Below are 23,317 nucleotides of genomic sequence, written 5' to 3'. Positions count from 1 at the left end.
TCCACCCGGTAGGGTCGGTTACCACCACAGGTCAAGGAGAAACAGGGTAATGAAGAATATCGCGATCAACGTCAGCACGAAGGCACCATTGCAGACAGTTAAGGACCCTGTGACCCGGGTCAGCATTCAGTGTACGGCGAAGGATGAGAAGGGCGAAGACGTGGAAGTGAATATTCTCGATCTGGAGCAGCACCACACCACCAACGAAATTAAAGTGACTTTTGGCGGCTCCCCCTCCCAGGCGCTGACCATGCTCAGCCGGGTGATGGACGTGCTGCAACAGCAGGCGGACGCAGAGCTGCAACTGAATTCTTACGCTCGTTTGCAGTAAACGTAAAAGGTGAATGATCCGTTTTAATAAGTACCTGCAAACCCCATGGATACCGATTTGACGAATGGCACACCCATTTATAAATCTTAACCGCCACTGAACAGGCAATAAACAGAGTTATTGTGAACTTACATCCGAGGGAAAATAGGTGGCTACCAGCTTTTAGGATGGTGATATTCAAATAACTGCAAAATTACGAATTAGCAAGCGTATTGTAGGGAATACATAATGGTAGAATAAGATATGGTTTTAATAATTTACAACGCTTAAATCCACATTCGTCCATATTTAATATTTATGGGAATTTAAAAATATATTCAGTGTAGGTTATTAGCTAGCAGGTCGAATTTTATATAATACCAAAAAACAGGAGGTATTATGAAAACCAGTCTGGCTTACGCATCTAATTGTTCCGACGCTCTCTATTCCTTTATTTACAAGGCACTGCAACAACGCTCAGGTGCCGAAAATGAAAGTCTCTATCAGCAGGCTATTTCAGCGTGCCGTACTCCGAAGCAAAAAAAGAAAATGGCCGGTTACTACGCCGGTCCGTGGCAGATGCTGTTTAACGCCTGGTGTTACAACCGCCTACCCAACATTGCCGTACTGCCCGTGTTGGCACAGCAGTGCTTATCCTTTTTGCAGTGCGAAGAACTGATCGCCGACTGGCACTAATCACATTATGTCCTGCTGGTGGATGCTGGCAGGTCTGGAGTACCTTTAAATGTACAGATATGACAGGAACCGGCAGTCGTTCAACCTGGTCAATGCGCTTCAGCCGGTCTATCGCAACAACGGTGGCGGTTTGTTTGAGTTCGACCGCAGGAAGCAACATGAAACGGCTGATCTCATCTTCGAGGCACTGACGTTTTCCCAGGCGCCCGAACTGGAGCTGGCGAAATTTGTCCGTCTTAAATCTGTGCGCCGAATTGCACAGTTTGACGACGGTGAAGTGCGCTATGGCGTTCACGTTGAACTGGCCGACGCTGTTGATAATAATTCCTTCAGAATTTTCAAAGATGATAATACAGGTGGATTTGATTTTTATTTATTTTCTACTTCAAATAATGAAGCAGAGCTTGTCCGCTTTAATCTGGATGTCTGTGGTATTCATTTACAGGACATTTTTGAACGGTCAACCGGCTTGTGTCTGTCGTACTGAATTATTTATTAAATATTTCACTTCAGGTTATTAGCCACGAAACCGGTTGTGGAATAATAATAAAAAACGACGAGGTGAAATATGAAAAATCTTAATATTCAGATTAACGACATCGCAGCAATTAACACACTTGGTGGATCAATGCTGGCGGATATCATCGCCACCCAATATAAAGTAATTGGTGATAACAAAGACACTGCGGAAATGCCTATGCCGTGTATTGCTTACGGGCAGACCCCTGCAAATATCGACCCAGGCGTCTTCATCAACCGTGTGTACTGCTTGGACAGTCAATCGCTAAGTGCCAGCCTGCGTTACGAGCTGTTTAACGGACTTGCGAACCAGGCGTTTACCTTCTTCTGCCAGTCGGGCTGGTACGGTGCATTCCGGGTGGTGTCTTTCCGTGATAACGGACCTGCCGGACTCCTTAATATCGGCATTGTCCATGAGAAGGTGTTAAACGAATTTTGCGCCGATTTTCCCCGGGCTAATGTCAGCGAAACCGGCTTTAACTGCGGCATGACATTTGACCAGATCCGGATGTTTATTTCAGACCGGGCCTATCAGATGCCGCTCTACAACAACCAAGATCACTTCGTTAAACTCGCGAAACGCCTTGTGGCCTGACACCCAGTGCCAGGCTCAGGCCTGGCCATTATGAAGGAAATGCCCATGAGCGGATTTTTCAGCAACGAATCACCGTTATCACTGGCTCAAGCCCGCGCCGTTGCCGCCGGTTACCAGAACGTCTTTATCGAAAACCTCCAGCCAGCAGGCCATTTCCAGATTGCCATCCGTAATCATCGCGACCACGATCGCCAGCTGATCTGGCGTAACTGGAATTATGAACCCGATGCCTATGATGCGCTCAATAGCCACCTGCAAAGCCACGGACTGAAGGCCAGCTGATCAGCACAAGAACCCGGTAACTCCGGGTTTCTTTTTATGGACTCAGCTGTCAGTGCTGGCAAACGGGGAAGGGAGTCTGGGTCTGCCCGGGGCCCACAGCTGGTGGTATAAGTCTGACCCGCATGCAGATGGTTTCGCCCGGTGCCGAGATGGCGCCGGGGAACTGAAAAGGTATCTTGCATCCGGAAAGAAATCGTCGTGACCTCCCGACCTGCGTGTAGATATGCCTGGCGGATGCCTGCGGTGTGTCGTCTGTAACTGAACTGAGCCATCTTAATTCGCGATCGAGAGAAAAGGGACGTGCTAGCAAAAATTAAGCGCGAGGGACTTTGATATAAATACTCAGACAATTAACGATGACTCACAGGATTTCACTGGTGCTTATGATTCTCCATATTGTTTTAACCCTCTATGTGGTTGTATGTCTTTTCTGCTGTCTATTTTTGAGAGCCCGTAATAAAAAGGCACTTTGCCATTCCCAGACCGAAGGGCGTCGGTATACGCAGGATAGTAAGAGAGGGGGGATTGCCGACGGAAATGGTTCCTTCTTTACCCCCGATACCTCAGGCGGTGATGGTGGATGTGGGGGTGGTGGTGACGCTGGTGGCGGATGTGGGGGTGGTGGTGATTGATGCTGTTCGCAGGCGTCCGCTGGTGGGGAGCTATCGACATTGGTAATTTTGACGGTTTTTTTCGTAAAGGTTGCGGCCGTGGGCTCTGGCTGGTGGGGCGTGAAGTCAGAGAATCTAAATTAAATCCGTCGTGCAGAAAAGTACCTTTTCTGAATCTGTCAGACGCATCCGGAAAGAAAATATCTCTCGGGGCAGCAAAGGCACGCCGGAGGTGATTTGCAGATTCAAGCGGGAAAGTCTATTTTTCATGCACCGAACCTATTTGGGCTGGGACGGAACCTGGTATAATGGACACATACAAAGGAGGGCATTATGAATACTTTTCTTTACGTACTGGTAGGCTGGATTGTCGTGCTGTATCTGGTTAATAAAGTGCGCGAAAAACGCAGCAAAGCGAAAGCGGTTAAAATCCTGGTGAAACGCAATGGCGTTTATCAAGAAGTGGATGCCGTAATGTTGCCCAAATACCAAGGCAGCGATGTGAGTACAGTTAAGACAGGCAATGAATCAGCCTCGCAATGGTTGAATAAAGAGGATGATATTACTGAACCGGAGTACTACAGTGGCGCTTCATTATTGAAGGCAACGAGAGATTTTGAAGCTCAACAAATGGAACAAAAATTCTAGCTACACTAGCCAGTTTTCACGACTAGGAACTGTTAGTTGAACCCTATTCATTCAGATTTAATAGGGTTGGACGGGAGGAGTTTAATAATGACAACGGCCAACGTAACCACCACTACTATCTACCGCTCCGATGATATTGTGCCTTTTCGTCGGCCACAGGGCGTTCTGGATAATCGTTATATGCCGCAGGCTTATGCTCTGGTACGGAACTGGGCCAGCAAACCAGCGGAGTACGGTTCTGGTGTTCTGGCAACCTACAGACAGGCGGTAGTTAATCTTGCGTATCAGGTTAAAGGGACTCGTGTGATTTTAATTCTGGTTCCCATTGAATGTGAGCCGGTTGGCGTAATCATGACTGACACAGTCTTATGGCCGTCGCTACCCATTGGGGAGGTCATGCAAATTATGCAGGAAGCATGGCAAAATATTCCGGTGTTGAATCCATAAAAAAGCCCCGCATAAATTAGCAGGGCTTTTTTTTACTTTGTCGAACCGAATATTTTACCCGGTAGATTCCGAAGAAAGCGCAAAAGGTTATAGGTAATACGCTGCTCCAATCGCATAGTTGTTTTGTATCTGGTGGTAACGTTGTGGATATGGTCCAGATCAGTATAAAGGCCAGGAGGCTTTCTCTTTAACTTCAGCTCCCCACGGATATAACTTACTGCCTCAGGCTTGAATACAGTTAACTGGCGCCGCTCAGTGACTTTCCGAACAAAATCACCCATACCCATGCAAAGCCAGTCTGGCTTCTCACCTTCAAACTTGCAGGGCCCGTTAATGATGACAACATTGATACACTCCAGTTCGCTGGCGCGTAATGTAGACTGAATGGCCTTGATGTGACCGTAGTTTTGCCTGAACGGGTTTTGTAACTTTAGTGTCCCTGACGATTTCCATTTTCGCCAGTGGCTTTCATCCAGCTTCCCATAGAGCTTTCCAGCATAGTTCTTCTGCTCGATGACGTAGAGCCCATGAGAGGCGATAAGGACGTGATCAATCTGCGTGGTGCCAGTGGCACTAACCGGCAGAGTTAAATCGCTCAGAAGGCCTTCTGCATCATCAGGAAGGTACGCTTCAATTTGCTTGGCCGTCCTGCGTTCAGCAATGGCTGACGATACGAATCCCATCAAGCAATAAAGCACAATGAGTACCAGGGCAATAATACTTATTGCTATCACCCGCCACGCCATCAGGATCACGTCCATCTTATTTCACCGTCGGATAGCTGGTGGCCTGAACAGAATCAAGTAACCGGGAGGTTGTGCCCGCCAGCGTTTCGATGTTGGTTGACAGGCTCATTAACATACCGAGCGCGGAGCGAAGCGATCGTTGCGGCTCGTTGTACGTTTTGAATGTAGTGGTCGAATACATTTGAGACAGACGCGAACGGACCTCGACTGGTGTCAGGTCACCGTCGATGAGACCGTACTGGATTGCTTGCTGCGTTGTCCATACCCGGCCGGAATACAGAGCGACAGCATTTGCCTCCGGGCGGCTAATTAGTTTGTTACCCCGGCCTTGCTCAACGTCCGAAATAAATTTTTCATGCATGGAATCCAGGATTTGCTTCTGCATAAAATCCCGGGTGGCCTCGGAAAGCGGATGATAAGGGTCGAGTGCAGCTTTAAATTCCCCTGCTGTGAGCGGCTCATTTTTAACACCGACCGTATCCATGACGCGGGACAGGTTCCAGTGATCCATTCGTATGCCGATCGAGCCGGTCAGAGCGCTGCTATCTGCATAAATGGCGTCAGCAGGGGACACGGCGTAGTAGCACGCTGAAGCACAAATGCCTTTGACGCTAACGATAATAGGCTTATAGCTGGTTTCCATATCGGCAATGAAACGGCCACTCCCGGCGGAGAGGACCTCCAGGGTATTGCGTTTCGATTGTTCGGCATTGATATCGTCCTGCGAGCGTGAAGCACTGGTATCACCCGTATTACGGGTCTTGCTTGCGGATTCCGCATGTGAAATACGTTCAATCTTCTGCTGGTGGCTTCGAAGTGCATTAATCTGGCGATAAATAATAATCGCGTCTGAAGGTCCGCCACCACCTGACTCCGCCTCGATAATGACAGCTTTGGCATGCGGGTTGTTGTACGCTTTTGCCAGTGCTGCGGCTATCACAGAACCGTCACCGGCCTCTGACCCGGTGCCCATTTCTCCCGATATGCGCACGACGGCAATATGATCCATTCGTCCTTCTGATTCCTGATACTTATCGTAAATATTAAAGGCCGAAACCCCTGCTGCTGCTAATGCCAGAAGGGAAATAACCACTTTTGAGGTGGTATGGATTCGGAACATCTTATAAAAACGGTCAGCGTTCTCATCAAGCGATTCTTTGATATTGGCAGGTGACTTCTTATTTTTACGGTTAAACATCTGACCACCTTATTACATAAGTTTTTGAAAGTTAGACCACAAGCGGTTGAGTGCAATTCCCAATATCAGCAATGCGACAGGGGGGAACAGTTGAGCGATATTGTTAAAAAGAGACATATTAGGCATTGAGAGGTAAACAAAGGTTAATGCACCAATTATCCAGAAGGCTCTGAACCAGATCCTGTAAAACTGAACGGTTACATTACCGAAAACGTAACGTTTTAATTTCCATTGATACATGCCGTCAGCGAGCATAGCAATTAAGTAAGGTGAAAACACAATCAGCCAGCCGAGTATCAGATTCCAGCGGAAAATGGACTGATAAATGAGCAAGGGGAGATTCTTTGCCACAGTGTAGTTTACCGATGACATCTTCTCTGCAACGTAATTCAGCCCACGCGCAGGTTTCGTCGTTTCCGGGATCAGTATCGTATTCAGATATTCGATCAGCTTATAGTCATTAATCAGAGTCGACAAAGTAGCTTCACTATTTGCAATAACCGACAACCACCGGTCATTAGAAATGAGGCTACGACTGGCGTTCACCTCCTGAGTGATTTGTTGCTTTAGATCGTCAGTATTCTGGAAGCCCAGACTATAAATAAGATAAAGCATCATCCCTAAAAAAAGCAGTCCTCTGATGAATACTGCCCGTGCAGAATTATCCGCAGCCATTTGCGTCCCTCCACTCCCTGAATAAGTCTAATCGGTCGCCATGGTCACGGTAGTGGCTTCGCCAGATTGTTGGCACACCCAGCAACCAGTGGTATTGCTGCGGGATTATGTGGTTGATCAGGCTGAACTCAGCCAGTTCCTTATGCTCCGGACTTTTCCAATGAATTTGACCGGGTTCAGGAACATAGACACAGGCTTTTTCCTTTGCAGCCTGACGGCTAAACTCAACAAAATTAATCCCCCAGGGCGTCCAGTGTCGGTATCTCCCGGTGATCCCTGTATTAAATACCGGGAGCGTTAGCATGGTGTCTGCGTAGGTTGAGATGACCTTTTTGCACACACAAGGGCTATCAATTTGCTCCCGGTCGAGGTGTGTTAATAGTGCCCGGTCCATAATGTGGTTGAACATATTGGCATACAGCCCGGTCGGGTCGGGCAGGCGGTCAATCGCCGAGATTAGTTTAAATTTGATACGAGAGAGAAACGCCGAGTCTTCTATGGTAAGAATGTGACTTAATGTGGTTTCAGGGTGAATGAGTGGCTTATTGCGTTGTACTTGTTTAAACGTGACGCTGTCAGGCAGCGTAATAAACGCCGATGCAGCACTCGTAAAATTGACAAAATAGGGAAGTAAATAACTCCCCAGCATTTTTGAATTTTTATCAACAAGGCGGCGGCGCTCTTCAGAATTGTCGAATGTAATGCGAAAACCAATAAATTTTCGCTGTCCGTCTTCGCTCGTAAGAAGAGACTGAACCCATTCATCACAAGGTCCCTGAGCTACGGACCAGTAACTTGTTTCATGGTCACCGTATTCATTGCTGGTGGACAGTTCCCCTTGGAGCAGAAAAAGCTCGGAAAGGATAATAGCCAGCGCTGATAAAGACTCAGCATCGTTGTCATGGCAAAATTGCCCCACAGATTTCAAAGCACCTTTTTCAATCCCTGCCAGACGGTCACGAACATCCTGCGAATCGGCAAACTTCAGGCCTAATGACTGCATACGCCGTTTAACAAGCGAACGGCTTTTACTGACTTTCAGAGATGAACTGAAAATTTGATTTTGTGTCAGAGTAATTTGCTCGTCCATCAATGCAATTTCCTTAGATGTTTATTTAAATAGTCTAAACCCACATTCTGACGCAAAGTTACTTTTCCGGCTGGTTTCAGGAACATCTCCAATAATGTTGTATTGGGTCTCATCGAGTTTTCACTTACGGCAATCGGGATCTGCCCGACGACTTTACGACCATCCTGAAGTCTGGCCACAATATGAAATTTTGGAACCTGGCCTAAAAGCTCTTTCGGAATACTTTCTTCCAGCGTTGTTTGCTTTCTTTCTGATATCGAACCAGAGAAGTTATTATGCGGCAAAGTGGTTTCTGATCCTGTCGTATACGTGACCATATTTGTACTAATTGGACTTTTACCAAAGTTTTCTACAACCAGCGTTTGCGTTGGGGTGTCGTTTACCCGCAGGCTAATGTAATTGTTACACAGACCCGTAATACGATTTGCAGTCTCAACGTTTGCTGCTGCAATAAAATCGGAAATGGTTTGCGTGCAAATAAACAATGCAATTTGTGCGGCACGACCCTGAGCGAGTAAGTTTATCATTGAATTGTTGATTGCGGAGTGTGCTTCGTCGACGAAAATACTGATCCTTGAATGTGAGGACATATCACCATCATCAGAGTTATAGCGACTACCCGCGCAGGACGTCAGGTCTGACATTATCAACTGCGAAATAGCCCGGGCGGATTCCGGGTTGGAAAGACCATCGAGCGAGATATAGAGAACACCTCCGGTACTGAATATTCCATCTGAAGTGACTATTTCACGCGAAGTGAGTGAATTAGGTGACGGCGAAAGCAATTCATTCAGTGGTTGTTCGGTCAGACGACTGAACAGCGGCATAATACCCGCTGTCATTTTTGACATGTGCTCAGGATCAGACAAAGAATAATCTACTAACCGGCCGACGGTATCAATCCAATCAATGGGCTCGGCACCTTCATAATTCAAGAAGTGGGCAGAAAACCATTCAACAAGGCGCTTAAAGCGGACTTGTAGAGTATCATTCGAAGAATATTTCACCTTTTCCATCCATACATCGGGCCCGTAGTGCCGTGCATAACAGCATTCCAGAACTTTTACGGTGAGGTTCAGGATTGCCATGTGGCTTTTCATGTTTTTATGAATGAGATATATCGACGGTTTTTTATCCGTGTAAGACAGACCGGTGATCACAGTTGAAACGAGAGCCTCGGCATATTGTACGAATGGGTTAACTTCCCCGGGAACCGAAACCAGACTAAGAAGGCGTGAGGTGAGGTCCGAAACATTGGTATAAGCGTTGCAGACATCAATACACACTGAAGAAGAAGGCTGGGCAGGGTGAAACTTATAAAATGGCAACCCAAGTTCCGCCGCTTCATCCATAAGTGACTGCCGCCAATCTGCGTCGTTCTTTGGATCAATAACCACAATGACGTGGCCTAAATGCAGCATACTGATGCTCAATAACCGCTGAAGGACTGTTTTACCGGTACCGACGTTTCCGGTAATGAGGGTATGGCCGAACCAGTTATCTTCGGTAACAAAAATTGGCGCCCGTTTATCAACAGCAAAAATGGCGTTACTGCCACCCATGGATCTGGCCATCGCCTCAAAATGCCGCGCTATGGGGTTTAGGGCAAATGGCAGGGCTATCTCTCTTTTATCGCTTGAGAGATTGGCAATTTGATACGCGCGATCTGCATGCTCGGGACCCCATTCAAAGCCGTTACAGAAGTAGGTTTTTCTGTCCGGTACCTGACGGTTGGATTTTTTATACTCTTGTACCAGCTGGCGGTACTTTCGCTCGTTAGAGAAAAAGTTACTTTTGTTGATCGACCTGAGCGATTTAAGGCTAATAAACATAATCTGGCGCTGAAACACGCGCCAGTGCGCCATCAAATAAGGGTATGCCGTTTTACAGCGGTACAAACAAACCAAAAGCATGAAGGCAGCGGTATACAAAATGATGGGGGCAATATTCAACCCATCTGATCGAAACCCCATAAACAGCATTATTATGGCGCAAATTAAAAGTACTGAGGCACTTCTGTACTCCAATATCGGCCTGTAAAAGTTTTCCTGGGCGTGCAGGTTGGTCCTTTTTGATTTTGCCATTATAGATTCCCTACATCTTTAAGTGTGTTAATGATTAACTCAATATCGACCTTTGCCCGGTCGGATGCGGCTACCAGAGTTGGCATGTTGAATGCGAAACATTTTGTATTGACTATGGCGCCGGAGGTGACCTGGTATTGAGGAAGCTGGTTAAAAAGCTCAGGCGCATTTAACTGCGTCCCGTATTTTTCAACACATGACTGGGTCAGAAAAAAGGTGTTCTGGGTCAAAACCATGAATCGGTTTTTCCGCTTTCTTTTAAACGACCCAGATAACTTAGTCAGAATGTGGTGAAGCATTGTGGCAATTTCGACGTATTCAAGTTCTGTAACTTCACCGCCACTTAGCAGGGTAAAATCTTCCAGTGTCTCCTTTTCTTCTGCACCAGGTTGGTCAACGGCAATAGGAGCCTGAACTGTGGCAGAGTTGGATCGATTAAAGGCTTCTTTCACTGGAGTCGTGACCGGCGGATTTTCATGCTTCTTCTCTGCTTGAGTGTTTACCGCAAACAGACGAGCCAGGGCCGGAGATAGATGGTTCGCTTTCTCCCCGGCGGGTTCCGATTTTATAGGGTCCTGTGATGACACAGGACTTGTTAAAATTACTTCTTTCCCGGTTGTATTGGGAGCTGGTGGCTCTCTGGTATCCTCAGGATCATTCAATTTACCGGGCGCAACGACCTGGTCTGTTTCATCATGGAATTCGGCGACATCGCTATTTTTCGCCTCAGGCTGGGGGGGTTCAACCACAGAGTTGTCGGCGACTATAAAGTCAGAATATGCCTCACTATCGCTATCTAGGGTTTCTTCCAGCAGGTGGCCATATTGCTCATACTCAGAAGCAGTGACGGTCTCCGGTTCGGAGTGGGCGTTAATCTGTTCAGCTACCGAATTGGCCTCTACAGCCTGGGGGGTATTCAGTCGCGCCGGAGGGAGATCAAGCGGTGTTTGTGGGGGCGAAACCGCTTCGTTTAATGATGGACTTTCAGGGATATCCAACGGCTGGTACATTGACGTATCAAAAAGCGACTTCAGCGTAGAAGTGGTTCGGGGTTCCGAGGTGCTCACCTGAATACCAGCACAGTTATCCCCCAGTTGTATCAGGCGTAGATTGTTTACGTCACGGACTATCCACATACCATCCAGTGATCCATCACGGTACGTCAGCTGGAAAAAGGGCCCATCACAAAATGCCGCCTCATCAATACCAGGGATTAACGCAATAGCAGCATCGAGATTAAGGTAAGGTACGGAATCAATATTAATGACTGCGTTGTGGGGCAGTGGGGCGCTCAGAAGCATTTCATGCAGCTGCTCGACCAGACGCATCTGACTCTGCTCTTCATGTTCCTCTACCCGTTCCTTTTCATCCAAGCCGCCTGTTCCGGCTGTATCTGTTGGCGTAGTAACCTGCGGATCAATAATATCGGTTGCTTTATCCGTGCCAGCCGCCTCCACACTTTCTGTGATGGCTTCAGTATTTTCACTGCTTTTACCGTTGACACTGTCGGCATCAGGGCCGTTCACGAGTTTGAGTCCGTATTGTGGAGTATCTTCAATGGCGTCGCTTACGGTGTCCGTTACTCTGGTAACAGACTCACGACCCGGGACCGGCCTTCTGTATTCTGTTACAGTTTTCTGTTCATCAATATAGATGAAATCTTTATTTGCATTAACGCTGAAGAGGCCCGGAACAGAATCCGGGATTTTATATGAGTCAAAAATTAACCCGATCCAGCGAAGTTTCAGGAGATTATAAAATTCCAGCTTACCGATACCGTTTCGGAAGATGCTGGCTATTTCATTTTCCGAGTATGTCCCGGGAATAAAATAATGAACCACACGCTCATCATCGTAAGGCTCAACATAACCCCGTTGAACCAGCGACTCTACTAGTACAGTTTTACCTGCATCCCCCTGTGGGAAGTTGAACTTGTGGGCCGCAAAATCACTAAGTACAAAGTCGAGGAAGGCGTTTTCATTGAGGTAAACTTCACCGTTTACAATAATGATGTGCATGGGTTTGGATTTATAGTTATTAATATTAATACTGGTGAAGTTATGCTTAATGGTACCTATTGCTCTTGCCGCAGCATCATTCGACCGCAGACCCATTATCGGGTCCCTCAATACATTAAGGTCAGTTCCCGTTGAATAATAATCTGAGGTTCTTACACATTTGGACAGAAAGTCATTGCCATCGTTATAGACATTCAGTGCCGTAACCATTTTTGCATAGACGCGCTCCTTTTTGACACGGTCGAGGAATGACATACAGACCGGATCTAATATTCTCTCAAGGAAAACGCTTGACCATATATTATGTTGGTTATGAATGCGTTTTCGCCAATGTATTTCATATTCGACAACATTGTTTTCACGTGCCCAGTCAAGCAGGCTTTGCGAGCTTGGCGCCCATGTTAAAGTTTCATTCAGATTCAGACTTACTATATCGAGGTCATATACCTTTCCGGCATCATGCACAAGGCCACAGATAAAAGCGGCATAGAGATATACTTTTCGGCGAATGACTTCTTCATCCTGATACCCAATTGGGCGCAATTCAGAATGATTGGCATTTTTTAAAGAAATCATTGCAACTTCCAGGCTATGTGACAACAATCCGCCAATACCATTATGGTGGTGGTTTTCTGAAGCAGGAAGTAAATGAATCCAACGGATGTATTCAATCAATGGTTTTAAAACCAGATTGGTGAAGGTAAAGGCATCCTCACGGATGTCTCCATCACTTATTGCCAGCATCATAGAGATTGAGTGCAGTTTATCTCTGTAAAGAGAAAGAATAGACTGCTCATTAAACGTTTGTATCCCAGCTGGCCGAGTTGGGTACTCAATGAATTTCAGGACTTCAAGATTCGGGTGATCCGGTACAGTGTATTTCTGATCCCCTATAATCTGAGCAAATGGTGAAAGACTCGAAACATCCTTCATCATTAACTCAGCCACATCATTCTCCCTACTGGAGAAGATGCCTAAAACTCTTTGTATACTTAGGAATAGCGCCCTGAAATTCATCAAATAATCCTTATTGGCGTTTACCAGATAGTTCCGCAGCAATATATGCCTGCACGCTTTTGTACTGTTTTACCTTTTCGATAAACTCATCAGGACTGTAAGAACCTTTTACACGGCGCGACACGTTAAGTGTTTTTTTGACCCGTTCGATATACATGTTGAGACTTCGGATAATATTGTGCGCCATTACGTTGTAATCGCTAACCGGCAGCTGACCCAGAGAGTTGAATTTATACATCTGGGTCAGAAGGTTGTTCATTTCAAAGATGTGCTTATAAAATCGCATCGTGTTCTGGTTGTTGAAGTTTAACTGGACAGATTCAAATCTGAACGGAGAAAACTCAGTTGATGAGAAGAATGGATCACTTTCATCAACCTTAATAGTGGCGATGTGGGCCTCCAGATTCTGCTTCATCAAATTGTTTTCGTCGTGCAATTCATTAAACCAGTCCTGAATTGCCTGCACCAATTCAGGGTGTTTTACCGCATTAACCGTCCTGAATAATGATGAAATAGCAATGCTAACATCATTAAAGCCTCTTATTACGGAACGATTCCGTGCCGTAAGAAATCGGTTAAAGTCTGGCGTGCCTGGAGTAATAGTTACTGTTGCCATGCCGTAATGTTCATTTTTACTTTGCGTGGCTCTTCGGCTATCTTCAGGAGTCTGAGAGGAGCGGGCATTTACATCAGGTGTCTTCTGCTTGCTTTCATTAATTGTTACGTCGGTCATTGTGCCACCTCTGATTTTGAGTATTTACGGATTTTGCGTCCCAGTTCGATATACGCAGTATGATAGAACTCAAGTAATTCTCTGTAGGGTTCTAGTACTCCCTCCGTTTTTTCGATCATTTCATATTCCCAGAAGGCATGATTAACAAAGCAGCTTTTCGAATATTTTCCGCTTTTCATCGCAGAAATCCGTTTCGACATATGACTGGGAGACCTGGTTTTAAACGGGCTGAACTTATGCCAGGTGATTGTAACTTTTTTGGCATTACCGATTAATTCAATTTTCGGCGCATACGAACCCAGATACTCACGCTTTAGCGTATTGTTAGGCCGGGGTAAATTAATCTCCAGATGATTCCGTTCTTTCCACTCGATCCAGTAATTTGTGCAAAGGTCTTCAGCTGCCTCCCGCAGAACCTCGATTTGTGAACGCATCAAACTGCGTGATAATTCTAGTGACTTTATTAGTTTCGAATTAGACATGTGACCTCCTGATGTGAAATCACTATACCGAAGTGGTTTTTATTTTTTTTTCACAAACAGGACTTTTTTCCGTGATTTTTATCGAGAATTTTGAGGTGGGGCTTCGGAGGCGTGAGGAATACAGATAGTGCGCAGCTCCAGATGAACACGGGAACGGCTGAGATGGGCGCATTTAAGCGCGGCAGAAAAGTAACTTTTTCTGCCATGGGTATTTTGAGACCGTGATCTGAAAAGTGCTGTTTTACTTACTAAGTTATACATATATCTAGTGCCACTTTTTAAACAAAAGTGACCCTATGTTTTTTGCGCATAGTGCCACTTTTAAAAAAAGTGACCCTATGTCTTGGCTACATAGGGTCACTTTTCACAAAGAAGTGACCCTATGTCGAGGCTTCATAGGACCACTTTTCGGCAAGAAGTGACCCTATGTAGTAGTCATGTTAATCAATCGGAAAAATATTCATCCTGAATCGCTTTTTTCGCTAATGTTATTGCCGCTTAATGCCGATAACGATTCGGGCTTTGCTATTTTTTTAAGCGATTAAAATTTCGTTAGCAAGCGCAGGGTTTTTTGATAAAATTCTGGTTAGTTTGGTCAAAAAGTGTTACAAGTAAGGCCAATGGATGAATGGTTAGTTTTAAGACTCAAATAGGCAGTATTAAAATTCCAAAAGTTACTTTTCATCATTCAAAAACCAAACTTTAATTTCATGTAGAAGATTAGTACAATTGTATTGACGCAAGGACAATCCGCACATGTCAGAATCAGATAACATAACGCGTAACCTACTCGGTAAACTATTACGTACCGAGATTTCGATTATTCGTAGTTACCGTGCATTCCTAATGTTATTGCCTATTCACGGATCTTCTATGTATCAAACAGGGTCTCCACTCCTGCAACGCCGTCTATTTGGAACCGGGTTTGGGGCAATGGCTGATAATGCATTCGAAGTTGAAACACGTCCCGGAAGTTTCCTCGTTCCACGTTCTTTAGGTAAAGAGATCTCGTGGGATAAATTTTTTATGGCCGTTGTTGATGGTGACACTAACGTTATCCGTGAATATGACAGTGACGATACTGACTTCGGCATTTACAATGCAGGGGAAAAAGTTACTTTGTTGAATGGGCAGGAAGATTGTTATAATCCGAGCAAAATTCAGCAGTTACGCTCCAAGTGTGTAGACATACAAAATGATTATTTTATGCAGATCTTCTTTATGTCAATGCTTGCACCTGAGTTTGTCAGTATATTTTTTGGATTAAAGCCTGCTACCGTAGATGCAATAAAAGATGTTGGTGTGTCATCACTCAAAGCAATTAACGATGTCGTTCTATTCCCACGAATAATTGCCTTTACACCGGGGTTGGGGGATGATAGTGCAACATTAAAATCTAAGGTGTTTGCCTGGGCATACGAATTATCTGCCGACATTCGTTTGGGTAAAGTTAGTGACGACTTAATGGAACTATTGCGTTACGACACTATGTTTACATGCCACCGTCAGGATGTGTTCAACTCTTTGGCAAATAAAGTGCTCTTGAAGGATTAATAAAAATGGCTAAAGTCGATCAAACTAAAGCTAACATGTTGTTGAGCGCTACAAAAACGATGTCACTTGGTGCGAATAAAAACTCAATAAGAATTCTTTATGGAAGCCATGTTGCAGAAAATATTGATTTCAGATCGGAACCTCAACAAAACGTTAAAAAAGGTATTCGAGGGTGGAGTCGTCGTTCGGATAACCGCAGAGCATTTTCTGCGGTTATTGATGTCGCGGTAAATTACTTCGGTTTTGATCCTATTCATCCGGAATCCAGCTTCCGCAATATTGACTTCAACCGAATCATGAGCGTGCTGCATAACCTTGGGTATTTCGTCTGCGCCCCTGAGGTCAATAAAATCATTGAGATCCTCACGTCAATGAAAGAAATAGAGGAACTCGAAACTTGTGCGAAATGCAAGCGGCCTTACATTGTCCCGTATACCAATGATACTCATTGCCCTCGGTGCAGATTGTCGTCAACGGTCTCTGCAATAGCGAGATATTCTCAGGAGGAGTTAGATTAGCTATTACTTTATGTGAGTGGTTTTAAGCTGAGACCAAAAATCTAAAGACTGCGTCGTCTTTATCTATTAAATCTTTGGCTTGCATACCGTTACACATGGTTCCTCATGTTGCTGTTTATTTTCAGACGGCTTCCGTTCTGACGTATCTAAAACATACTGTGTTAAATATTACTACCATCCGTATTTTTTTGTCTGCTCTATCCTTCCAACGTTCATTTTCTGTAAGTATAACTAACATGAATTGCCATTCTTTGATTCATTACGGTCTTTGAAAAGTCCAGATTTTATGATGCGCCTGCCAATTTCGTTTCTTATAGGTATTCAATTAAGTATAAATTCCCTTATGCGTTAACCAGCAAAGTACGGGGATCGTTCATAATCTGGATAGTGTTGTCTGAATGACAACGCGAATTTGCATTACTGTACCGTCATATAATTAATCCATTTCTCTCTTACAGACCATGTCTTTACCGGGACACTGTGTTGAACTGTCGTTTTTGGGGCTTTGTCGGCGTCACATTTCTGGTTTTTTAACGCATGAAATCTACTCCGTTATCGAACTCCCGGTGATTTTTTTTATGCCATCATACCTCTATTCCATGAGGAGATCGGTGAATGACTCGATTAACGTTACTGCCTTCAAAGATGTTAGTGCTGATGTCTTTGTTTATAACTGGCGTCCATGCAAATGAAGACCAGACCCTTATCAAAGACACCCCATTTGTGTCAGGACAAGCCTTTAAGAAAGGTTTTTTCTGGTATGACGACCCAGCCCGGAAAACTGAGGAAGAAATTAATGAGACTACGCCTCCTGTTGCATCTTCGTCCCAGCCAGTACAAGAAGAAAAGATTGATCTTAATTCAAAGTGGCTAAAGGACAATATGCCCCGGCTTTTGACTCAGGCAATGGATAATCCGACCCCTGAAAACTTATCGAGGTTTTATACAGCGCAACGTTTAATGTTGGATATCGGTACGCGATTTTCGGATAAGTCGAAAGATTATTTTCTTAAAAATCCAATGATGTCTGAAAAACGAAGACAGCCGGTTGAGAAGGTTGCCTTGGATGCACATCGTACGGTTGTGGAAAAAAACCAGCAGACGGTAATGAAAGATATTTTCACAAGATCCGGGCTCTTTTTCTTTTTCCAGAGTACCTGTGAGTTCTGCCACGAAGAAAGTCAAATCCTCCAGTTTATGCAGAATTACTATTCGGTCGACATTCTCCCTGTCAGCATGGATGGCAGACCATTACAAAATGGGTTGTTCCAGGATTTCTCTGTCCCTAATGCGCAGATTATTGATCAATTCAAAATCCGCGAAGTGCCAACTATTTTCCTTGTGTCGAAAGACGGGTCATCAGCGCAACGAATTAGCGAAGGTATGATCACTGCTGAGGAGCTCAAGAATACTATTATTCTGGCTGCAAAGGGCATGAACCTGATTGATGATGCCTCATTCCAATCCACGTTAGATATTAAGCGCCAATATACCATTGGTGAGGATGGCGTAATTACAGTGAATAAATCAGAAATGGAATCTGACCCGTTCTTATTGCAACGAATAATGGACCAGAAGTTGGAAGGGTACGATATGCCTACAGCGGACCCTGTGAACTACTTGAATGTTGGTGGCAGTTTAGGAGGCCCATATGCGCGCTAACCTCCATGTTTGTGCAAAAAAGTTACTTTTGTCGTTAGCCGTTTGCACGGCGATGATTGCACCAAATGCCGGTGCCGATAACGCCATGCGTAATATTTTTAATGGAATGATGACGACAACCAGCCCGGCCAGTTTTGAAACGGCCACCCGTACCGGTGTGGTTGGCGGCTCTTTTTCCTACCGCACAACAAACGTGAATACCAATTTAGTTTCAATGTCTTTCCCCAAAGCTTCCGTCGGCTGTAACGGCATCGATGTTTTCCTCGGTTCATTCAGTATGATTAACGGAGATCAGTTGGTGCAGGTTGCTCGCGGTATCGCGCAGGGGGCCGCGATTTATGCATTTAATGTCGCGGTATCGGCAATCTGTGCTGACTGTGCTGCGACTATTAATGATATCCAGAACAAATTGCAGGCGTTGAACAAATTTGCCAAAGATTCCTGCAACGCTACTTACTCGTTTCTTTCTGAAAATGTTGGACCACCCAGCCAGTATGCGAATGCGGTCAGTTCCGGCCCAGCTTCAATGCTTGGTACTCTTAATGGATTGTTGCCTGATTTCGGTTCATCAATGACCAAGTCGCCAGAAACTGTGACCTCCCAGGTAAAAGCAAAAGACCCTGAAGAGTTTGCTGAAAAATTCAGTGGAAACCTTTTCTATATGTCATTTATGGACATCGATAAAGGTTCTATGAATATCGGTGGCGTGACTGAATTATCTGGCTACAAACTCGCAGAGCAGCTGATGTCGCTTGTCGGCACTGTGATTATCAACTGGGATGCTAAAGGTGAAAAAGCGGGGATGGAAGTTCGTCCATCGACGATGACAGTATCGGATTTCATCATGGGTCCTCCGGCTGGTGGCTCCATAAAAATGCTCAAATGTTCGCCTGTACCCGATCCTGCTTCAGCGAGAAAGTCGCAATGCCTGGTTATGTCTGAAGTGATGGATGGTGGTTTCAAAGGACTGAAGGATACGATTTCAGACCTCCTAATTCAGGTTCAAACAAAGGCAATCAGCGATGTCAGGATCTCTGATGATGAATTACGCATTATTTCTTATATCGGCATCCCAACAATTCTTGATTCTCTTCAGACTTTTGATGTCCCTGAAGGCTATGCCTATATCCAGGATATCAGTGCAATAGCGGCCACCAGCCTTGTCATTAACATGCTTCGGCAAGTTGAAGCAAAGATCAGCGCTATGAATATCCCCAGTGAATCACTTTCCGGACGGCGGCAGGACCTGACTCGGTTATCTGAAAACCTTAGCAATCAGGTAAAAGCAGCTTACGAGCTCACCCGTAGCCAGGTAGGTAACAGCTCTGATGTCATTTCAGCATGGGATGATCGCCGATTAAAGAGGAAGGCGTTCATGGAAAGTCTTCGTGGCACAGGTAACTGAGGTCTGATATGGATTACAACATCTATACAGTAGGTGATATCGAGTTCGTGTGGTCCGCCCTTAACGGGATTGCCCTGATTTTCTCACAATATACCGGTGTAAAAGCATTTCTCACCACGGCAGCGGTGCTGGCTGGAGCCAGCCTGTTTTATAAAACATGGCTTTGGCTGTTGAACCCGACAAAAGCAGAGGTGCCGATATTTTCATGGATTCTTGGGCTGATTCTTTTTTCGATGGCAATAGTACGCGTGGATGTGACTATTGAATCGGTTAAGTCTGGTGAAGTGAGAAATGTCGATGGTATTCCTGTTTTTATCGCGGCGATGGGAACTGTAACCACTAACCTTAGCCAGGGCCTACTCAAAGACTATAAAACGGCGTTTGATCCGCTGGCGCCGATCGACTTTGCCGCAACCACGCTTGATGATGACATTACTCTTGGCCCGATGATTCGCTTCGTTAAATTCTTACAATGGGGCGGGGACAGCCAGGGGTATTGTTCAGCGTTCCCCGAACCAGTTAGCGGATTAGGTGCGATGAACGTGTGTGCGACAGTGCAATCACTGGCCTATAACTGCCTCAAGGGAACACAAAACTCAAGCGCGAAAATCGCTGGGAAAGAAACCATTTTTAACGATATTTTCTCTTCAAATGTCGCGGAAAGCATGGAACGCATTAATCAGGCGATGAAAGGTTCGCTGAAGAACGCATCTGCTAACATCGTGGGTGTGAATAGTTCAAAGTCAGCGACTTGTGAAGAGGTCTGGTCGACCGTTAAACAGGTAACGAGCACCCCGGAGGCTCGACAGACGATTGCTTTGATTGGGCAAACAAACGGTATTCTTACCCCAGAAGAGGCGGGCGGTGCCGCATCCGGATCGAGCTTCACGGATGTAATGGCGTCGGCGAACGGCATGTATGGCAAGGCGATTGGCGCTTATGACGCGACGCTTTCTTTGTTCATCATGAATGAGCTACGTAATGGTGCCAGTAAATACAAAACCCCACTTGGTCTGGCCTCGGATATGCAACTGTTTGAGGCATCATTAAAACGTACGAATACCATGGCATCTCAGGGGCAGCTCTGGCTGCAATTATCTGGTGCGGCAATTGCGTTTCTTGAAATGTTTGCGTACATGGTTGCTCCGTTTGCATTGCTCATGCTGCTTGCACTCGGCGGAAACGGTGTTGCCGCAGCGGCAAAATATCTTCAGTTGATTCTCTTCGTTAATATGTGGCCGATTACTGCGGTGATGGTCAATGCCTACGTGAAGAAGGTGGCAACAGCGGATCTTGATACATGGAGCACACTGAATAGTCAGAGTAACGCGGTGACTTGGATGGGCTTACCAGGGCTTGCCGAAACATATAGTTCTTACTTATCAGTTGCATCAGCGCTCTATGCTCTTATCCCAGTCCTGACGCTGTTCCTGATGACGCAATCCATTCATCCAATGATGAATGCGATGAAAGGAGTTACGCCACCCGCACCTGTGGACTCCAGCCACCTCACGCCGAAAGTGTGGGATGCGCCAAATAGCGGAAAATCATCATTTGGGGATGTTAATCGTACAGCACTGACAAGCACCGGGCAGGGGTTCAGCGGTGGCGGGGCCATGGACTCCAGTAACTTCCGACTCGGTACGTGGAATGCAGGTTCAAGTATCGCGTCAAGCCAGGGACAAGGGGCGGCAATGACCTCATCAGTCATGAGTGCAGCAAGTAATTCATTCCAGCAGGCCTACAATCAGATGAGTGAAGTTGGTCGTTCGGGGCAATCGGGCCAGCAATTTTCCTCGAATCTGCAAAACTTGAAATCATATACAGACCAGGCCGGTGCAAACGTCGCTAATAGCGTAGGGGCGAAGCACGGAATTAATTCGCAGCAATTAGCTGGTGTGGTGTCAAACCTTCTCCTCAATGGAAGTTTGGGACTTGGTGGCGAGGAAAAACTTGGAAAAGGGGGGGCTGGGGGCATAGGTCAGAAAGTGATGGATTCACTAGGTCTGAAAGCATCGGGTACCGTTGGTTCAGGGATCTCAAAATCGAATTCAGGCAGTGATAGCCTCTTAACTGATTTGAATAAAGCTATTACGACTCAATTGTCAGAAAACTCAGGACTTTCTGAACAAATGAGTAAAGCGGCTTCTCAGGTAAACAGTGATCAGTTTGCACAGACCAATGCATTCAAAGAAGCTGCATCAAAAATGAACCAGGCAACACAGACAATGGCCGAAAATCTGTCGACGTCACTTTCAACGAACGCCAGCGCTAATACCGGCATGACACTCGACTCAAGACAGTCTGTCAACCTAGACAGATTCTCCGATTCTATTCGTAATAAAAACTTCAGCGATGATGATGTGCGTAATTTTGCACGGAAAAATGGTCTTGATGAGAATGCGTTTATGGATAAATTCAATTCTTACAATGACACATTTAAGGCCAGCACTCAGTTGGGATCACAACTCCAGCGAACTGATGCGCTGGTGGCAACGACACGCGACTTTAGTGAGCAAAAAATTGCGATTGATACTGCCAGGGGTGAAACGGCTGAGAGCAATAAGCAGGATCTGCGTGAGACCTCCAGCCTGCTTAAAGGGCTGGTTGCTGACTTCGGCGGTAACGCTCAACAGATGCTGCCAATTACCAATCAACTTGACCGAATCACTGGTGATGCATCGGGTATTAATACCATTGCACAGGCGCAGGAGCGCACACCAGACCATGTAGATACCTCCGGCGTAATGAGTGCCGATCGTGTTGCTGACGTAGGGCAAGGTCTGGATGCTCAGGCGAAAGCTGGATTGGCACAGAACCAGCAGAATGCTAATCAACATATTGGCGGACAAACCGAATCAGGTGTTACGCCGTACAATGTGGGCTCGGTCAGTAAAGAAGATATTCAGGGCATTCATAAAGGTAATGTAGCTAACTCCTATAGCGAAGAAAACCAAAGTGTTCTCTCGTCGTTGGATAAGAATACCCCTGTAGTGACTAATGAGACCGTGGGAAGAATTCAGGGGGCTGGGCAGGACGTTAAGAACGCCAACCAAACTTTCGACCAGCTTCAAACTGGTATAGGCGGCAAGCATGCTACTTCAGGCATGGGTAATACCAGCGAAAAACTGAATTCTATGTACGGAGATAGCCAGATACGCGGGATATCAAACAACCTCCCGAATTATTTTGACAGGGTTGCAAATGACCCAACCAAAAAGCCGGATGACAAACGGGCGGAGCTGGCCGCACAAGCCGTGTTTACCTATGGGGCCAGTACAATGGCAACCGGCGCTGAGAAAGAACAACTGAAAGCGGATACTCAAAGCCTCCTCACCGAGCTGGGTCACTACAACGTTAGCTGGGGGATGAATGATCTCCAGAGTATCCATGAAGGTTTCAACATGCACAACAAGGCTTCAGGCTCTCTTGATTCAGCAATAAGGGCGAATCTTGGTGAAGGCGGCTCTGGCGGCGGGATCGTTGGCCAACGAACCCAAACCACGATTGATACCCTTGCTGGTAATAAAATTGAGTCCAATACAGAACGTAGTGTGATTGGCAGTACGCTTTTATCGGGCCAGGAGAGTGTTGCCAGAGGGCTTGACGTTATCGGAGCAAAACCCGTAAACGACATGCTCTCAGGTATTGGGGTCCTGACTACGCCCGCATCTTTGGCAAACGATGCAACGAATCCGGTAAATATGCCGAGTTCGTTATTGGGCAAGGTTGGCAACCACCTGCAAATGTCAGATGGTCTGAGCGCGGTGACCAGCCGTTATAAGGATATGGGAAGTGATGGGATCAAGACGTATGAGAGTGCATCACAAAACTCAGAGCGTGCGATTCGTCAGCAACTGACCGATGATCCACGCTTCGGGTCGGATAAAGCAGATGCGTTCGTTAACTTTATGAAGTCAGACCTTAACAATACAAACGAACCGTATCAGTCGAGAATAGAGAGAGCTGAAAACTGGCTGAATGATAATAAGAAGTAGGAGTGAATACTGACTGATAAAAGCCGTGC

General features: G+C 45.8%; 21 protein-coding genes. 13 read left to right on the top strand and 8 right to left on the bottom strand.

Features of this window, described 5'->3' with window-relative positions; all coding sequences use genetic code 11:
• Positions 1 to 49: 49 nt before the first annotated feature.
• The 8 genes from IB222_RS24515 (at position 50) to IB222_RS24480 (ending at position 4,108) form a co-directional block, all read left to right on the top strand.
• A complete protein-coding gene (locus IB222_RS24515) occupies positions 50 to 331 on the top strand; it encodes a hypothetical protein (RefSeq protein ID WP_032610475.1) in 282 nt (93 codons plus the stop codon).
• Between the two features lie 378 nt (positions 332 to 709).
• Positions 710 to 1,006: a hypothetical protein gene (locus IB222_RS24510; RefSeq protein WP_032610474.1), complete on the top strand. Its 297-nt coding sequence runs from the start codon at positions 710 to 712 to the stop codon at positions 1,004 to 1,006.
• Between the two features lie 49 nt (positions 1,007 to 1,055).
• Positions 1,056 to 1,493 (top strand): hypothetical protein, encoded by a 438-nt coding sequence (locus IB222_RS24505; RefSeq protein ID WP_015063013.1) that lies wholly within the window; start codon positions 1,056 to 1,058, stop codon positions 1,491 to 1,493.
• Between the two features lie 81 nt (positions 1,494 to 1,574).
• A complete protein-coding gene (locus IB222_RS24500; RefSeq protein WP_032610473.1) occupies positions 1,575 to 2,120 on the top strand; it encodes a hypothetical protein in 546 nt (181 codons plus the stop codon).
• A 45-nt stretch (positions 2,121 to 2,165) separates the two neighbouring features.
• A complete protein-coding gene (locus tag IB222_RS24495) occupies positions 2,166 to 2,402 on the top strand; it encodes a DUF905 family protein (protein WP_032610472.1) in 237 nt (78 codons plus the stop codon).
• Positions 2,403 to 2,939: 537 nt separating this feature from the next.
• Positions 2,940 to 3,080 (top strand): hypothetical protein, encoded by a 141-nt coding sequence (locus tag IB222_RS24490; protein WP_154591402.1) that lies wholly within the window; start codon positions 2,940 to 2,942, stop codon positions 3,078 to 3,080.
• Between the two features lie 266 nt (positions 3,081 to 3,346).
• Complete coding sequence (locus IB222_RS24485; protein ID WP_015063011.1) at positions 3,347 to 3,661, top strand: hypothetical protein; 315 nt, start codon at positions 3,347 to 3,349, stop codon at positions 3,659 to 3,661.
• 87 nt (positions 3,662 to 3,748) lie between these two features.
• Entirely contained in the window at positions 3,749 to 4,108 is a 360-nt protein-coding gene (locus IB222_RS24480; RefSeq protein WP_015063010.1) for a hypothetical protein, read from the top strand.
• 32 nt (positions 4,109 to 4,140) lie between these two features.
• Here the strand turns inward: IB222_RS24480 and IB222_RS24475 are convergent, their stop codons facing one another.
• The 8 genes from IB222_RS24475 to mobI form a co-directional block, all read right to left on the bottom strand.
• On the bottom strand, positions 4,141 to 4,869 hold the full coding sequence (locus tag IB222_RS24475; RefSeq protein WP_015063009.1) for a nuclease-related domain-containing protein: 729 nt from the start codon (positions 4,867 to 4,869) through the stop codon (positions 4,141 to 4,143).
• Between the two features lies 1 nt (position 4,870).
• Positions 4,871 to 6,052 carry a S49 family peptidase gene (locus IB222_RS24470; RefSeq protein ID WP_032610470.1) on the bottom strand — a complete coding sequence of 394 codons (1,182 nt, stop codon included), beginning with the start codon at positions 6,050 to 6,052 and terminating at the stop codon, positions 4,871 to 4,873.
• Between the two features lie 12 nt (positions 6,053 to 6,064).
• Entirely contained in the window at positions 6,065 to 6,727 is a 663-nt protein-coding gene (locus IB222_RS24465) for a DUF4400 domain-containing protein (protein WP_015063007.1), read from the bottom strand.
• Positions 6,714 to 7,817 carry a hypothetical protein gene (locus tag IB222_RS24460; RefSeq protein WP_015063006.1) on the bottom strand — a complete coding sequence of 368 codons (1,104 nt, stop codon included), beginning with the start codon at positions 7,815 to 7,817 and terminating at the stop codon, positions 6,714 to 6,716. Before IB222_RS24460 ends, IB222_RS24465 begins: the two co-directional genes overlap by 14 nt.
• Complete coding sequence (gene traD / locus IB222_RS24455) at positions 7,817 to 9,901, bottom strand: conjugative transfer system coupling protein TraD (RefSeq protein WP_015063005.1); 2,085 nt, start codon at positions 9,899 to 9,901, stop codon at positions 7,817 to 7,819. Before traD ends, IB222_RS24460 begins: the two co-directional genes overlap by 1 nt.
• On the bottom strand, positions 9,901 to 12,867 hold the full coding sequence (mobH, locus tag IB222_RS24450) for a MobH family relaxase (protein WP_223203175.1): 2,967 nt from the start codon (positions 12,865 to 12,867) through the stop codon (positions 9,901 to 9,903). Before mobH ends, traD begins: the two co-directional genes overlap by 1 nt.
• Positions 12,868 to 12,946: 79 nt before the next feature.
• Positions 12,947 to 13,669 (bottom strand): hypothetical protein, encoded by a 723-nt coding sequence (locus tag IB222_RS24445; protein ID WP_015063003.1) that lies wholly within the window; start codon positions 13,667 to 13,669, stop codon positions 12,947 to 12,949.
• Positions 13,666 to 14,151, bottom strand: a complete 486-nt coding sequence (mobI, locus tag IB222_RS24440) for a conjugative transfer protein MobI(A/C) (RefSeq protein ID WP_015063002.1) — start codon at positions 14,149 to 14,151, stop codon at positions 13,666 to 13,668. The genes IB222_RS24445 and mobI overlap by 4 nt, the downstream gene beginning before the upstream one ends.
• Positions 14,152 to 14,907: 756 nt before the next feature.
• Here mobI and IB222_RS24435 point away from each other — a divergent pair.
• From IB222_RS24435 to IB222_RS24415, 5 genes are all read left to right on the top strand, one after another.
• Positions 14,908 to 15,705, top strand: coding sequence for a hypothetical protein (locus tag IB222_RS24435; protein ID WP_015063001.1), 798 nt, complete (start codon positions 14,908 to 14,910; stop codon positions 15,703 to 15,705).
• 5 nt (positions 15,706 to 15,710) lie between these two features.
• The gene (locus tag IB222_RS24430; protein WP_015063000.1) at positions 15,711 to 16,223 is read left to right on the top strand and encodes a hypothetical protein; all 513 of its coding nucleotides are present in this window, start codon (positions 15,711 to 15,713) and stop codon (positions 16,221 to 16,223) included.
• 615 nt (positions 16,224 to 16,838) lie between these two features.
• Positions 16,839 to 17,885: a thioredoxin family protein gene (locus tag IB222_RS24425; protein WP_015062999.1), complete on the top strand. Its 1,047-nt coding sequence runs from the start codon at positions 16,839 to 16,841 to the stop codon at positions 17,883 to 17,885.
• On the top strand, positions 17,875 to 19,290 hold the full coding sequence (gene trhH, locus IB222_RS24420) for an IncHI-type conjugal transfer protein TrhH (protein WP_015062998.1): 1,416 nt from the start codon (positions 17,875 to 17,877) through the stop codon (positions 19,288 to 19,290). The genes IB222_RS24425 and trhH overlap by 11 nt, the downstream gene beginning before the upstream one ends.
• Before the next feature lie 8 nt (positions 19,291 to 19,298).
• A complete protein-coding gene (locus IB222_RS24415; RefSeq protein WP_015062997.1) occupies positions 19,299 to 23,288 on the top strand; it encodes a conjugal transfer protein TraG N-terminal domain-containing protein in 3,990 nt (1,329 codons plus the stop codon).
• Positions 23,289 to 23,317: the final 29 nt, after the last annotated feature.

Source organism: Citrobacter sp. C13, from assembly GCF_014596815.2.
In the GTDB taxonomy this organism is placed as follows: domain Bacteria; phylum Pseudomonadota; class Gammaproteobacteria; order Enterobacterales; family Enterobacteriaceae; genus Citrobacter; species Citrobacter portucalensis.
The sequence above is the reverse complement of the archived record's forward strand: the minus strand, read 5'-3'. Positions and strand labels throughout refer to the sequence as shown.

What these genes read in the sequence shown, in the direction of transcription:
- IB222_RS24515 (WP_032610475.1), top strand. Translation starts at nt 50, where the DNA reads ATGAAGAATATCGCGATCAACGTCAGCACGAAGGCACCATTGCAGACA.
- IB222_RS24510 (WP_032610474.1), top strand. Translation starts at nt 710, where the DNA reads ATGAAAACCAGTCTGGCTTACGCATCTAATTGTTCCGACGCTCTCTAT.
- IB222_RS24505 (WP_015063013.1), top strand. Translation starts at nt 1,056, where the DNA reads ATGTACAGATATGACAGGAACCGGCAGTCGTTCAACCTGGTCAATGCG.
- IB222_RS24500 (WP_032610473.1), top strand. Translation starts at nt 1,575, where the DNA reads ATGAAAAATCTTAATATTCAGATTAACGACATCGCAGCAATTAACACA.
- IB222_RS24495 (WP_032610472.1), top strand. Translation starts at nt 2,166, where the DNA reads ATGAGCGGATTTTTCAGCAACGAATCACCGTTATCACTGGCTCAAGCC.
- IB222_RS24490 (WP_154591402.1), top strand. Translation starts at nt 2,940, where the DNA reads ATGGTTCCTTCTTTACCCCCGATACCTCAGGCGGTGATGGTGGATGTG.
- IB222_RS24485 (WP_015063011.1), top strand. Translation starts at nt 3,347, where the DNA reads ATGAATACTTTTCTTTACGTACTGGTAGGCTGGATTGTCGTGCTGTAT.
- IB222_RS24480 (WP_015063010.1), top strand. Translation starts at nt 3,749, where the DNA reads ATGACAACGGCCAACGTAACCACCACTACTATCTACCGCTCCGATGAT.
- IB222_RS24475 (WP_015063009.1), bottom strand. Translation starts at nt 4,869, where the DNA reads ATGGACGTGATCCTGATGGCGTGGCGGGTGATAGCAATAAGTATTATT.
- IB222_RS24470 (WP_032610470.1), bottom strand. Translation starts at nt 6,052, where the DNA reads ATGTTTAACCGTAAAAATAAGAAGTCACCTGCCAATATCAAAGAATCG.
- IB222_RS24465 (WP_015063007.1), bottom strand. Translation starts at nt 6,727, where the DNA reads ATGGCTGCGGATAATTCTGCACGGGCAGTATTCATCAGAGGACTGCTT.
- IB222_RS24460 (WP_015063006.1), bottom strand. Translation starts at nt 7,817, where the DNA reads ATGGACGAGCAAATTACTCTGACACAAAATCAAATTTTCAGTTCATCT.
- traD (WP_015063005.1), bottom strand. Translation starts at nt 9,901, where the DNA reads ATGGCAAAATCAAAAAGGACCAACCTGCACGCCCAGGAAAACTTTTAC.
- IB222_RS24445 (WP_015063003.1), bottom strand. Translation starts at nt 13,669, where the DNA reads ATGACCGACGTAACAATTAATGAAAGCAAGCAGAAGACACCTGATGTA.
- mobI (WP_015063002.1), bottom strand. Translation starts at nt 14,151, where the DNA reads ATGTCTAATTCGAAACTAATAAAGTCACTAGAATTATCACGCAGTTTG.
- IB222_RS24435 (WP_015063001.1), top strand. Translation starts at nt 14,908, where the DNA reads ATGTCAGAATCAGATAACATAACGCGTAACCTACTCGGTAAACTATTA.
- IB222_RS24430 (WP_015063000.1), top strand. Translation starts at nt 15,711, where the DNA reads ATGGCTAAAGTCGATCAAACTAAAGCTAACATGTTGTTGAGCGCTACA.
- IB222_RS24425 (WP_015062999.1), top strand. Translation starts at nt 16,839, where the DNA reads ATGACTCGATTAACGTTACTGCCTTCAAAGATGTTAGTGCTGATGTCT.
- trhH (WP_015062998.1), top strand. Translation starts at nt 17,875, where the DNA reads ATGCGCGCTAACCTCCATGTTTGTGCAAAAAAGTTACTTTTGTCGTTA.
- IB222_RS24415 (WP_015062997.1), top strand. Translation starts at nt 19,299, where the DNA reads ATGGATTACAACATCTATACAGTAGGTGATATCGAGTTCGTGTGGTCC.